10 protein-coding genes are annotated in these 12,908 nt (G+C 72.4%); 3 read left to right on the top strand and 7 right to left on the bottom strand.

Annotated features, from left to right (window positions below; genetic code table 11):
- Positions 1-33: 33 nt before the first annotated feature.
- From ABZO29_RS28400 to ABZO29_RS28390, 3 genes are all read left to right on the top strand, one after another.
- Positions 34-2,802 carry an FtsX-like permease family protein gene (locus ABZO29_RS28400; RefSeq protein ID WP_367326276.1) on the top strand — a complete coding sequence of 923 codons (2,769 nt, stop codon included), beginning with the start codon at positions 34-36 and terminating at the stop codon, positions 2,800-2,802.
- A 612-nt stretch (positions 2,803-3,414) separates the two neighbouring features.
- Positions 3,415-4,371 carry an ABC transporter ATP-binding protein gene (locus ABZO29_RS28395; RefSeq protein WP_367323006.1) on the top strand — a complete coding sequence of 319 codons (957 nt, stop codon included), beginning with the start codon at positions 3,415-3,417 and terminating at the stop codon, positions 4,369-4,371.
- Between the two features lie 213 nt (positions 4,372-4,584).
- Positions 4,585-4,755: a hypothetical protein gene (locus ABZO29_RS28390; RefSeq protein WP_367323005.1), complete on the top strand. Its 171-nt coding sequence runs from the start codon at positions 4,585-4,587 to the stop codon at positions 4,753-4,755.
- A 12-nt stretch (positions 4,756-4,767) separates the two neighbouring features.
- On the opposite strand, the gene ABZO29_RS28385 is transcribed toward ABZO29_RS28390, so the two are convergent.
- The 7 genes from ABZO29_RS28385 to ABZO29_RS28355 form a co-directional block, all read right to left on the bottom strand.
- Entirely contained in the window at positions 4,768-5,445 is a 678-nt protein-coding gene (locus tag ABZO29_RS28385) for a hypothetical protein (RefSeq protein ID WP_367323004.1), read from the bottom strand.
- Positions 5,442-5,852: an acyl-CoA thioesterase gene (locus ABZO29_RS28380; RefSeq protein WP_367323003.1), complete on the bottom strand. Its 411-nt coding sequence runs from the start codon at positions 5,850-5,852 to the stop codon at positions 5,442-5,444. Before ABZO29_RS28380 ends, ABZO29_RS28385 begins: the two co-directional genes overlap by 4 nt.
- A 2-nt stretch (positions 5,853-5,854) precedes the next feature.
- Complete coding sequence (ettA, locus tag ABZO29_RS28375; RefSeq protein WP_367323002.1) at positions 5,855-7,519, bottom strand: energy-dependent translational throttle protein EttA; 1,665 nt, start codon at positions 7,517-7,519, stop codon at positions 5,855-5,857.
- 167 nt (positions 7,520-7,686) lie between these two features.
- Positions 7,687-8,340, bottom strand: coding sequence for a maleylpyruvate isomerase N-terminal domain-containing protein (locus tag ABZO29_RS28370; RefSeq protein WP_367323001.1), 654 nt, complete (start codon positions 8,338-8,340; stop codon positions 7,687-7,689).
- Positions 8,341-8,405: 65 nt separating this feature from the next.
- On the bottom strand, positions 8,406-9,764 hold the full coding sequence (locus ABZO29_RS28365; RefSeq protein WP_367326275.1) for a Cys-Gln thioester bond-forming surface protein: 1,359 nt from the start codon (positions 9,762-9,764) through the stop codon (positions 8,406-8,408).
- Positions 9,765-10,137: 373 nt separating this feature from the next.
- Positions 10,138-10,608: a single-stranded DNA-binding protein gene (locus ABZO29_RS28360; protein ID WP_367326274.1), complete on the bottom strand. Its 471-nt coding sequence runs from the start codon at positions 10,606-10,608 to the stop codon at positions 10,138-10,140.
- A 319-nt stretch (positions 10,609-10,927) separates the two neighbouring features.
- Entirely contained in the window at positions 10,928-12,907 is a 1,980-nt protein-coding gene (locus tag ABZO29_RS28355; protein ID WP_367323000.1) for a YfjP family GTPase, read from the bottom strand.
- Between the last annotated feature and the right edge of the window lies 1 nt (position 12,908).

The raw sequence follows: 12,908 nt of genomic DNA, 5'->3' as shown, positions 1-12,908 counted from the left end.
CGGGTGGTGCTTTCTCCGGCGGGGGTGCGGCGTGTGGTCTCCTTGGCGCGGCGGGCCCTGACAGCAGCCGGCACTTCGCCCGTCGCCCCCTGGATCCGCACCCGCCTGCGCACCGCGCCCGCCGCGGCCTGTGCCCTCGCCCTGCTGGTGGCGGTGACCGCGTGTCTGGCCGCCGCGTTCCCGCGGGCGCTCGACCGGTACGAGGACGCGGGCCTGCGCCGCTCCTTCGAGCAGGCCCGCCCCGACCGGACCACCGTGCAGGTGTACGAGCCGCTGCTCGGCATGGGCCTCGAACCGGCGGACCTGCCGGGGATCCTGCACGCCGACACCCTGGCCGAGCAGTACGCCGAGATCCTCACCGTGCCGAGGCGGCCGCTCGTCATCGACCCCGGCCAGTCGACGTACGGCGTACGCACCGAGACCCCTCAGCCGGCGAGCGATCCCTGGCTGCCCCAGCCGAGCGGCAACCCCGTCCGCATGACCCTCGTGGCCCAGCACGGCCTGGCCGACCACGCCCGGCTGCGCACGGGCCGCCTGCCGCGCACGGACGGATCGTCGGGGAGCGCCGGGACCACCTGGGTGGAGGCCGCGGTCTCCGCAGAGACCGCCAGGACGCTGCACATCAAGGTGGGTTCGGTCGTCCACGTGCCCGGAGCGGGCGGCGCCCCGTTCGCCGTCCGCGTCACCGGCGTCGTCACACCCCGCGATCCGGACGGCGCATACTGGTCGACCCAGCCACTGCTGCGTACTCCGGCCATGGCGCGCATCCCCGGCGGCGGAGCGGACGACGCCTACTGGCTCGGCGCCCTGCTGCTCGCCCCCGAGGCAGGCCCCGCCCTCCTCGGCACTCAGGGCAACCCTTGTCCCTATTGGCAGTTGGCACCCGACACCTCGGCCCTGCACAGCCGCGACCTGGACCGTCTGAAGTCCTCGCTCGCCGCCCTGGAGTCGGGTCCCGGTCTGCAGCGGATCCGCTCGTTCACCGGCGCGTCCGCGGACGCGGTCACCGGTTTCGACGAGGTGATCGGCTCCTACACCCGGCTGCGCGCGGGCATCGGCCCGCTGGTCGCCGTCGCCGCGTTCGGCACCGGCAGCGTCGCCCTCGTCGTCCTGACGATGGCCGGCGGCCTCGCCGCCGACCGCCGCCGCGCCGAACTCGCCCTGCTGCGCGCCCGCGGCGCCTCCCTGCGGGGCCTGGGCGGACGGCTGCTGGCCGAGACGGCGGTGGTGGCGGTACCGGCCGGCGCCCTGGGCCTGGCGGCCGCGCTGCTCGCGCTGCCCTCGGGCCGCAGCACACCGTCGATCGCGGCCGCCGCCGTGGTCACGGCCGTCGCCTGCGCCGCACTGCCCCTGCGCGCGGCGGCCGCCCACCGGCTCGTACGCGCCCACGGCGGCCGCGAGGACGTGGCGTCCGTACGGCCGTCCCGACGCCGTACGGTCGCGGAGCTGACGCTGCTGACGCTGGCCGCCGGGGCGGTCGAGACGTTGCGCAGACGCGGCGCGTCCGGCGATCAACTGGTCGCGTCCGCACCGGTGTTGGTCGGTGTGATCGCGGCGCTGCTGCTGATCCGCCTCTACCCGCTGCCGCTGCGCCGTCTCGCCCGCCCCGCCGGCCGGCTGCGCGGCGCCGTGGCCCATCTGTCCCTGGCCCGCGCGGGGCGCACGTCCGCCTCCGCGGCGCTGCCGCTGCTGGCCCTGCTGACGGCCCTGACGACCGCGGCATTCGGCGGGTCCGTGCTGGCGGGCGTGCACGACACCCGCGACCAGGCGGCGCTCCTCGCCGTCGGCGCCGACGCCCGCATCGAGGTGACGGACTCCGCGCTGCCGTCCGGCCTTCCCGACCGGGTCCGCCGCTCACCCGGCGTGAGCGGGCTCACCGAGGTGAGCATCGCGTACGGGGCGCAGTCCACGCAGAGCGGGCAGTCGGTACCGCTGGCGGGCGTCGACGTCGCCACGTACGCGGAGTTGGCGGACCGGACCCACCTGGGGCCCTTCCGGGCAGGCGACTTGAAGCGAGCCCCCGGGACACCGTCCGTCGTTCCGGCCCTCGCCTCCCCCACGGTCGCGGACACGTACGGCACGCGGCCGTTCGAGGTCCGCCTGGCGGACGGCAGCACCGTCACCGTCCGGATCACCCTGGTCCGGGACCGTACCCCGGCCCTGTCCGGCACGGACTTCCTGATCGTGGACCGCGGGGCCCTGAGCGGGGAGGCGGCCCGCCCGAACGTGCTGCTGGTGACGGGACAGCAGGTGAACGGACGGGCACTGCGGGAGGCGACGGCGGAGAAGGAGGCCGACTCCGTGTCCGTCCGCCTGCGCTCGGAGGAACGCGGCCGCTACGTCGACTCCCCGCTCCAGTCCGGCGCGGAACGCATCTACGCGGCGGCGGTGGCGGCCGGCGCCGGCTACGCCGTCCTCGCCCTGCTCCTGTCCCTCCTGCGCGCGGCCCCGGAACGCACCGCCCTCCTGGCCCGCCTGCGCACCATGGGCCTCACCCGCCGCCAGTCCCGCCACCTCCTAGTCCTCGAGTCCCTCCCCCAGGCAACGCTGGCAGCGGCAGGCGGCACCCTGACGGGCTGGGCCACGATCCGCCTCCTCTCCCCCGGCATCGACCTGACGACCATCGCCCTGTCCTCGACCCAACCCCTGGGCACGAGCCCGCAGTTGCAGACCGACGCCCTGTCACTCACGATCCCGGCGCTGTCGGTCCTGGCGATCGCGGTGGGGGTGGCGGGGGTGCAGGCGTGGTGGGTGGGGAGACGGGGGTCGGTGCGGGAGTTGAGGGTGGGGGATGCGCGATGAGTCACTCGGCAACGCCGTCGGTCCGCGGACATGCGCGCCACCCAGCCACGCCGTCGGTCCGCGGACATGCGCGCCACCTCGCCACCCCGCGGGCATCCGTGCCGCCCCGCCACCCCGCGGACATGCGCGCCACCCCGCCACCCCGCGGGCATGCGCGCCACCCCGCCACCCCGCGGGCATCCGTGCCACCCCGCCACGCGTCAGTCCGCAGGCATGCGTTACACCCCGCCACGCCGTCAGTCCGCGGACATGCGCGCCACCCAGCCACGCCGTCGGTCCGCGGACATGCGCGCCACCCCGCCACCCCGCCACCCCGCGGGCATCCGTGCCACCCCGCCACGCCGTCAGTCCGCGGGCATGCGTGCCGCTTGGGGCGGCACGGGTGGGCGATGGGGGTCCCCCCGCTCGAGCGAAGCCGAGAGTGGGGGAGGCACCCCGTCAGCGCCGGGCTGCGCGACACACCCCGCGCCGACCGCAGCCCCGGGCGCCCTCGCATCGAACCCGCCTGCCGCAGGCATTCGCGCGGGCGGCACCCCGCAAGCGCCGGGCTGCGCGACACACCCCCAGCACCAACACCGGGCCACTGCTGACCGACCCCCGGGAGACCTACGTATGACCACGAACCCCACCCTCGCCGACCTCGCCCACCGAGCCACCACCACCCGCAACCAACCCGCCTACGGCCACGATGCCCTCATCACCTGCGACCGCCTCGTCCGCATCTTCTCCACGGACGGCATAGAGGTCCAAGCCCTCCAAGGCCTGGACCTCCTCGTCCGGGAGGGCGAGCTCATGGCCCTCGTCGGCGCCTCCGGCAGCGGCAAGTCCACCCTCATGAACATCCTCGCCGGCCTGGACACCCCCACCGCCGGCGCAGCCCGCGTCGCCGGCCACGACCTCCTCACCATGACCGCCAAGGACCGCCTCACCTACCGCCGCAAGACCGTCGGCTTCATCTGGCAGCAGACCTCCCGCAACCTCCTCCCCTACCTCACCGCGGCCCAGAACATCACCGTCCCCATGCAACTCTCCGGCCCCCGCGGACACCACCGCGCCCACACCGAACGCGCCCTGGAACTCCTGGAGTTGATGGGCACGGCAGACTGCCGCGACCGCCGCCCCCACCAGATGTCCGGCGGCCAGCAGCAACGCGTCGCCATCGCCGTGGCCCTCGCCAACAACCCCGCGGTCCTGCTCGCCGACGAACCCACCGGCGAACTCGACTCCCACACGGCGGAACAGATCTTCGCCGCCCTCCGTACCGCGAACGAACACCTCGGCACCACCATCGTCATCGTCACCCACGACCAGACGGTCGCCGACGAGGTGCGCCGCACCGTCGCCATCCGCGACGGCCGCACCGCCACGGAGGTCCTGCGCCGCAGCGAGGTGGACGCGACGACCGGCCACGAAACCGTCGTGGCCCGCGAATACGCCATGCTCGACCGCGCCGGCCGCCTCCAGCTCCCCGCCGAGTACACCCAGGCCCTGGGCATGCGTGACCGCGTGGCCCTGGAACTGGAGCCGGACCACATCGCCGTACGGCCGGACGACAGCACACCACAGTGATCGCGGCCCGTAACCGAAGACGAAGGGCCGCACCCCCGCCGACAAGGTCCTCCGCATCACCCTCGACGACCTGCGCACCAGCGGCCCCGCCCACGTGGCCGCCAGGCTCGCCACCCTTCACGACGGCGCCACCGCGGTCGTGGACGCGGTCTGCGACAACGACCTCCGCGTCCTGGCCCTGTCCACGCGCAGCTCTCCCTGGTCGCCCTGGCGATGGGCGCGGGCGGGCTGGCCGTCTCGCACATCAACGACGCGGGCTACTGGATGTTCACCAAGCTGGCCGGCCTGGACGTGGCGAGCGGCCTGCGGACCTGGACGGTCCTCACGACCGCGATGGGCGTCATCGGCTTCGGCCTGACCGCCGCCCTCTGGCCCCTGGTGTGACAGCGGTCAGCGTCAGCGGACGCTGACGTCGAGCGCACCGAGCCCCGCACGCCGTACGGCGATCGACCCGTACGGCGTGCGCAGCCGCAGCCACGCACCCGACGAGACCAGCGCCAGGTTCTCCGCGGCCGCAGCGGGCCGCAGGAAGCCCAGTGACTGTGCCGCGTGCACGGCCCGTACGGGCAGCCGCGTGTCTCCGACCGTACGGGACCAGATCTCCCGCCCGACCCGGTCGAGTTCGGCCCGCGTACGCCGCTCGGGTGCCAACTCCTCTGTACGGCCCCGGAATTCGGCGACGGCCGCACCGACCATCGCACGCAACGCGTCCGGATCCGGCAGCCCCGGCTCCGCCCGCCACCCGCCGCGCGGCGGGAGCACCCCGGCCCAGGGCGGTCCGGTCACCGCGGCCGGCACGACGGCTGTGGCGGCCGACTCGTCGACGGATTCCAGCAGTTCGCCGGCGGACACCGTCACGTCGAGGGTGACGTCGAGCCCGTTCTCGTACGGCTTGGCCAGCCGCACCGCGCGGATCGCCAGTACCTCGAAGGACGGCGGCCGTCCGAAGACGGCGAGCGCGGTTCCGGCCGCCTGCAGACGCACCGCGGCCGAACGGTCGTAGTGGAGCAGCCGGGAGAGGAAGGCCGCGAGATCCGCTGCCTCCCCCTCGTCGGCGAGGTGGAGCACCGTCATGCGGCGACGGCCTCCTCCTCGTCGTCCCGGTAGCCCTGGAGGAACTCGCGTTCCTCGTCGGTGATCCGACGCGGCCGCTGCGCCTCGAAGTCGAACGGCACGATGACCGTCGAGGCGCGGACGTAGACCTCATCGCCGTCCTTCACCTCGTAGGCGATGGTGAAGGACGCCGCTCGCACCTCGGTGACCCACAACTCGATGTCCACGGGCGCGTGGCGGTGGACGAGCTGCCGCTTGTAGTCGATCTCGTGGCGGGCCACCACCGACCCCTGCTTGAAGTCCTTCTCCGGGCGGAACAGGAAGTCGATACGGGCTTCCTCCAGATAGCGGAGGAAGACCACGTTGTTGACGTGGCCGTACGCGTCCATGTCCGCCCAGCGCAGCGGGCAGCGGTAGATGTGCCGCAAGATCAGCCCCGGGTCAGCTTCTTGTAGGTGGCGCGGTGCGGACGGGCGGCGTCCGGACCGAGCCGCTCGACCTTGTTCTTCTCGTACGACTCGAAGTTGCCCTCGAACCAGAACCACTTGGACTCGCCCTCGTAGGCGAGGATGTGCGTGGCGACGCGGTCGAGGAACCACCGGTCGTGGGAGACGACCACGGCGCAGCCGGGGAACTCCAGCAGCGCGTTCTCGAGACTCGACAGGGTCTCGACGTCGAGGTCGTTGGTCGGCTCGTCGAGGAGCAGCAGGTTGCCGCCCTGCTTGAGGGTGAGCGCGAGGTTGAGGCGGTTGCGCTCACCACCGGAGAGCACACCGGCCGCCTTCTGCTGGTCAGGACCCTTGAACCCGAAGGCGGAGACGTAGGCCCGCGAGGGCATCTCGACCTGACCGACGTTGATGTAGTCGAGCTCATCGCTGACCACGGCCCACAGGCTCTTCTTCGGGTCGATGTTCTCGCGGCTCTGGTCGACGTACGAGATCTTGACGGTCTCGCCGACCTTGATCGAACCGGAGTCGGGGTCCTCGATGCCCTGGATCATCTTGAAGAGCGTGGTCTTACCGGCACCGTTGGGCCCGATGACCCCGACGATCCCGTTACGCGGCAGCGTGAAGCTGAGGTCGTCGATGAGGACCTTCTCCCCGAAGGCCTTGCTGAGGTTGTTGACCTCGACGACGACGTTGCCCAGACGCGGCCCCGGCGGGATCTGGATCTCCTCGAAGTCCAGCTTCCGCATCTTCTCGGCCTCTGCGGCCATCTCCTCGTACCGGGCGAGACGCGCCTTGGACTTGGCCTGCCGCCCCTTGGCGTTGGAGCGCACCCACTCGAGCTCTTCCTTGAGCCGCTTCTGCCGCTTGGCGTCCTTCTGGCCCTCGACCTTGAGACGGGAGGCCTTGGTCTCCAGGTAGGTGGAGTAGTTGCCCTGGTAGGGGTAGGCGCGCCCACGGTCGAGCTCGAGGATCCACTCGGCGACGTTGTCGAGGAAGTACCGGTCGTGGGTGATGGCCACAACCGTTCCCTCGTACTTGGCGAGGTGCTGCTCCAGCCAGTTCACGGACTCGGCGTCGAGGTGGTTGGTGGGCTCGTCGAGAAGCAGCAGGTCGGGCTGCTCGAGCAGCAGCTTGCACAGCGCGACGCGACGGCGCTCACCACCGGAGAGGTTGGTGACGGGCCAGTCGCCGGGCGGGCACCCGAGCGCGTCCATGGCCTGCTCGAGCTGGGCGTCGAGGTCCCACGCGTTGGCGTGGTCGAGCTCCTCCTGCAGCTTGCCCATCTCATCGAGCAGCGCGTCGGAGTAGTCGGTCGCCATCAGCTCGGCGATCTCGTTGAACCGGTCGAGCTTGCCCTTGATCTCGGCGACACCCTCCTGGACGTTCTCCAGGACGGTCTTCTCCTCGTTCAGCGGGGGCTCCTGCAGCAGGATGCCGACGCTGTAGCCCGGCGACAGGAACGCGTCACCGTTCGAAGGCTGCTCCAGCCCCGCCATGATCTTCAGAACGGTCGACTTACCGGCACCGTTCGGGCCGACGACGCCGATCTTGGCACCCGGAAGAAAGCTCAGGGTGACGTCGTCGAGGATCACCTTGTCGCCGTGCGCCTTGCGCGCCTTGCGCATGGTGTAAATGAACTCAGCCAAGAGAAACCGTCCGGCAGCTTGAAATCTGGCAGTGGGCAGATACACCCCATCTTGCCGGACGGCTACCCCTTGGGGGAAACCCGTATGGTCGAGCGGCTCTGACCTGGCGTTTCGCCGCCGGGGGCGGTGGCTCGACGGTCGCTGTCCGATCACGGCCGTGGGTTGGTTCAGCCGAGAACGAGCGGGATCTTCGAGGCCAGTTCGCCCAGCGCGGCACTCTCCGCGTCCGTCGGGACGCGGCGTCCGGTTCCGACGAGCAGCGCGTCCTTGTCGGAGAACGACGCCGGAATCGGTGCCCCGGCGATCTCTTCCAGTGACGCGCGGGCCGCCGCGAGGGTTTCGGCGGGCGGCTCGGCGGCCGAGGGCAGGTGTGCGATCAGGTCCAGGTGGTGCAACGTCCATTCCATGACGTAGGCGGACAGGTAGTCGCCGACGGTCAGCACTTCGTCGCGAGTGCTGACGCGAGCACCCGGGGCGGCGAGTTCCGCGGCGCGCCCGGCGGCGGAGCCGACGTCGTCGAAGTGAAATCTGAGCCACCTCGGCTCGCCGTACGCGGCGGCCAGCCGGGGGATCAGTGCGTCGAGCGGGTCCTCGCCGGTCGGGGGCTCGACGAGGTTCCAGTAGGTGACCGAGTCCACGGTCGGTTCGGTCTCGGCGGGCGTGACCAGAGTGATCAGGACGTCCTGGGCGTCGATGATCAGGTGGCACACCAGGTCCCGCACGAGCCAGCCGGTGCAGCCGGACGGCCGTTCCCAGTCCTGGTCGGAGAGTTCGTCGACCGCCGTGCGCAACGCCGTCCAAGAGCGCGAGAAGAGATCCACTTCGGCAAGCTAGTGCCCTGCCGGAACGGTGTCCACCGGCGCTCCGAAGGCCGCGGCGGCAGGGCTCACTCCTGCGTCGGGTTCTGCTTCCTGCCCGTGATCAGCAGTGCCGCGCCGCCGATCACGACCAGGCCGATGGCCACGCCGGCGATCAGCGGGGTCGCACTGGCGCCGCCGGTTTCGGCGAGGTTCGTGTCGGTGCCGGTGCCGCCGACGGTCGCGGGGCTCGGTTCGCTCAGGGTCTGCGTAGTGTCGCCGGACTCGCTGCCCTGGGTCTTGCAGTCGAGGACGCCGGTGAACCGCTTCTCGAAGCCGTTCGGCCCCGTGATCGTGAAGTCGTAGGCCTGGCCCTCCTGGAGCGGGATGGTCACCGTGCGGGTCCCGCCCGCCGGGATGCTGTGCTCGGTTCCCATCAGCTCGAAGGTGAACGCCTCGTCGCCCACGTTGGCCGCGGTGATGTCCACCCCGCCCTTGGCGCAGTTCTCCGCCGCGGACAGTGCCGGTATCGCCCCCTGCGCCGCCCAGCCCGCGCTGGCGGTCGCCGAGACGGTCGACTCGCTCGAGCCGGCCAGGATCTGCGTCTGGCTGCGGCTCTCGGAGGCGAGCGCGCGGCCGACCGGCACGGTGGTCGACGCCTGGACCGTCAGCTCGGCCGTGCCCGCCGCCGCGTCCTCGGGGACATCGAAGAACAGCTGGCTGCCGTCGGTGGCCGAGGTGACCGCCTTGCCGTCCTTGCCGACGATCCGCACTCCGTTCGTGGCGGCGTCCGCCGGTGGCGCCACCGTCACGCTGCTCGCGTTCGTGTGCACCGTCACCGGACCCAGCAGCTCCCCCGGGTGGCCCGAGACCGCGGGCGGGTCGAGGGTCAGCGACGCCTTCGGCTCCGCCACGTCCCGGGCGCTCTTGTAGAGGAAGTCCGCCAGCTTCTCGGCCTGGGCGTCGACCGCGTCGACGTCCGCGCCGTCCGAGTAGCGCCAGATCGCCACCTGGGTGCCGGCAGCGGCGTCCTGCTCGGTGAGACCGCCGTCGATACCGGCCTCGTCGGCGAGCGCCGCGAGGTTGTTCACCTGCGGATAGGAGTTCTGCAGGATCCAGCTGATCCGGCCGGCGTCCTTGTTGGTGCCCAACGAGGTGCCGCTCCAGGGGGTCTCGTGGTACTTGGCGTCCCGCTGCGTGGGGTTGTGCAGGTCGATGCAGTAGGTCTGGAGCGTGCCTCCGCCCTCGACGGACATCTCGAACAGGCCCGCCGACACCTCCTGATCCCCGCTGTCGTCGTGGATCACCGCTGCGCCGTACGTCTTCAGGCCGCCTATGGTGGCGGTCGCCCCGCCCTGGTTCTGCGTCGTCCCGCCGGCGGTGGCCGGGCCGGCTGCGGCCAGCAGACCGGCGACGACGAGTCCGGACACCAGCGTTCCGGCGGCCAGCCGCGCCGCGCCTCGCCTGCGCGCTGCCGGCGCAGAGAACGCAGAGAACGCAGAGAACGCAGAGAACGCAGAGAACGCAGAGAACGCAGAGAACGCAGAGAACGAAGAAAACACGCAATTCCCCTTCGCGCAGGACCCGTTGACGTGGGGGGTACGGTCCCACCAGCAGAAACAGGAGCCCCGTGAGCTATGCCCGGCATCCTAGAGACGCGGGCGCACCACACTTCCCAGTCATACCGTCGGACAGGCGATCCGACTCGGAATCGTTATCGCCGGACCGTCTGCGCGCAGGGCTTATCAACAAATCCACAGGTGATTCAGAACCCATTCGCCGATAAGCCGCGCATCGGTCAGTCCGGGACGCTGCCTGACGTCACGTCACCGCTGCGGTCTCGGGCTGCTGTTGGGCGATGGCGGAGTCCGGTTCTGCCGTCGGTGTCTCCCAGTCGGGCTCCGGCCGCGCCGGTACGGCGGTCGCCGGCTCCGGCCTGTTCGCCCGCCGGAAGGCCGACGTCCCCCGTGCGAGGTCGTGGCCGATCGCCACGGCGTCGAGGTCGGCGGAGGTCCAGTTCTGCCCTTCGCGCACTTCCGTGCGCACCTTCAGCCTGCCCTGCACGACGACGGGATCGCCGACCGCCAGCGACGCCGCCGCGTTCGTGGCGAGCTGCCGATTGGCCCACACCGTGAAGAAGTTGGTGTGTCCGTCGGTCCAGGTGTTCTTCTCGCGGTCCCAGTACCGCGAGGTCACCGCCAGCCGGAACCGTGCCGACGGTCCCGCCGCCAGCTCCCGGTACACCGGCTGCGTCGCCACGTTCCCCACCGCGCAGACCATCGTCTCGTTCATCGCGAACCCCTCCTTCGCCCGGCCGACCGCGCCGGGCGGATACGCGTACGGGCCGGTCCCGTACGGCTGCGTCTGCCGCAACGACCGCGAACGCCTCGCCGTCGCCACTGCCACGACGACCGCGAACGCCCGCCTGCCGCCGCTGCCACGACGACCGCATCCGCCGCGATCGCCGTGACCCCAGACTGCCGCCACCCGGCCCGGCCCGCCGCGCCCTGTGGATCACCGCCCCGCCTGTGGAAAACGCCCTCACCCGAACGAGTGGCGCACATCGCCGCCCAGGGCCCCCAACCCCGAATCAGCGGTCCGCACCCCCGAATCAGCCCGCCCCCACCCCCGTCACCCGCACGTACTGCTCCCGCACCTCCCGGTACCGCAGCAACTCGGCGGCCACCGGATCCAGCACCCGGCCCCGCCCGCACGCGGCCGCCGCCTCCCGCAGGCGCCGTTCCGCCTCCTGGCCGTACCTCCGGGCGGGACCGCGCGCCGCCATCCGGCAGCTCCACTCGACCAGCGGACCGCCGACGATGCCGGCCAGCATCAGCAGCACGGGCACGCCCAGGTTCGGCGCCATGATCCCCGCGATCTGCCCCACCAGCCACAGCCCGCCGACGATCTGAAGCAGTGTCATGGACGCCTGAGTCAGCACCGCCGCCGGCCACCAGCCCGGCCGCGGCGGACGTCCCGGCGACGACCCGGCCCGCGCCGCCAGCTCGTCCAGCGCCTCGGGCAGCCCCTGCGACCCACGTACGGCAGCCTCGCGCACCGCCTGCGCCCAGGGCACGGGCAGTCCCGCCGAGGCCCGGTCGGACACCGTCCGCACCGCCTGTTCGACGCGCTGGCGCGCCGTCGTCTCCTCGTCGGCCTGGGCCCTCAGCGGCAGCCGGCCCGTGGGCGGCCCGCTCCGGTCCTGGCACCAGCGCCACAGCCGCAGCCAGGGCGTCCCGCACGCACGGTTGGCGTTGCGCATCCAGGCCCGTTCGGCCGCCTCGCCCGCGGCAGTGGCGCCCACCGCGTCCGCGAGCCGCGCGGAGAACTCCTCCCGCGCCTCCTCGCTCAGCCCCGTGCGCCGCCCCGTGGCGTAGACGGGCCGCAGCCGCCACGCCGCGGCCTGTACATCGGCCGAGATCCGGCGCGCCGGGGCCCCGCGCTCCGCCACGAACTGGCCCAGCGCCTCGCGCAGCTCACCGACGCCGTCCCCGGTGAGCGCGGACAGTGCCAGCACGGTCGCGCCCGGTTCGCCGTACTCCCCGAGGGCGATCCCGTCCTCGTCGAGCAGCCGGCGCAGGTCGTCGAGGACCAGCTCGGTTGCCTCGCCGGGCAGCCGGTCGATCTGGTTGAGGACGACGAACATGACCTCCGCGTGCCCCGCCATGGGCCGCAGATAGCGCTCGTGGAGGACGGCGTCGGCGTACTTCTCGGGGTCGACGACCCAGATGACGGCGTCGACGAGCGCCAGGATGCGATCGACGTGCTCACGGTGCTGCACCGCCGCCGAGTCGTGGTCGGGCAGGTCGATCAGCACGAGCCCGCGCAGCTGCGCCTCCGCCTCCGGGCTCTGCACCGGGCGCCGCCGCAGGCGTCCCGGGATGCCGAGCCGGTCGATGAGGCTCGCCGCGCCGTCGCTCCAGCTGCACGCGATGGGTGCCGCGGTGGTCGGGCGTCGTACGCCCGACTCCGAAATGGTCACCCCGGCGAGCGCGTTGAACAGCTGCGACTTGCCGCTGCCCGTCGCGCCCGCGATGGCGACGACGGTGTGCTGCCCGGAGAGCCTGCGCCGCGCCACCGCCTCGTCCAGCACCCGGCCGGCCTCGGCGAGCGTCCTGCTGTCGAGCCTGGTGCGCGAGAGCCCCACCAGTTCGCGGAGGGCGTCCAGCCGTGAGCGCAGATGTCCGTCGTATGCGAGCGGCGCCACCGCGTGCGTGCCGGGTGCACCGGTCGTCTCCGGCGCGGCGGCCTGCTCGGCGGCGCCCTCGGTCACCCGCCGCGCGATCAGGCCGTCGTCCCAGACGTCGGCGGAGTCCGTACGACGGGACCTGTCGTCCTCGGCCCGCACGCGCGCGTGGCCTTCGCTCGCGCGCTCCTGGGGACGCTTGCCCTCGCCGGCGCCCCGCTCTCCCGAGGAGGCGTCCTCCGCCGGGGAGCCCGCGGCGGAGTCGCCGTCCCCGGGGAGGCCGTTTTCACGGTCGCCTTCCTCGGGGGCACGGTTCTCGGACCGGTCGTCGATGGAGACCGCCTCCCCGGTGTCGTCGGTGTGATCGGCGTGCTCCGTGGGGTCATGATCAGTGACGGCGGCCACC

Origin of the sequence: Streptomyces sp. HUAS ZL42, from assembly GCF_040782645.1 — a bacterium.
GTDB lineage: Bacteria > Actinomycetota > Actinomycetes > Streptomycetales > Streptomycetaceae > Streptomyces.
The sequence above is the reverse complement of the archived record's forward strand: the minus strand, read 5'-3'. Positions and strand labels throughout refer to the sequence as shown.

Coding starts and splice junctions, on each gene's coding strand:
- ABZO29_RS28395 (WP_367323006.1), top strand. CDS start 3,415: ATGACCACGAACCCCACCCTCGCCGACCTCGCCCACCGAGCCACCACC.
- ABZO29_RS28385 (WP_367323004.1), bottom strand. CDS start 5,445: ATGACGGTGCTCCACCTCGCCGACGAGGGGGAGGCAGCGGATCTCGCG.
- ABZO29_RS28390 (WP_367323005.1), top strand. CDS start 4,585: ATGGGCGCGGGCGGGCTGGCCGTCTCGCACATCAACGACGCGGGCTAC.
- ABZO29_RS28360 (WP_367326274.1), bottom strand. CDS start 10,608: ATGAACGAGACGATGGTCTGCGCGGTGGGGAACGTGGCGACGCAGCCG.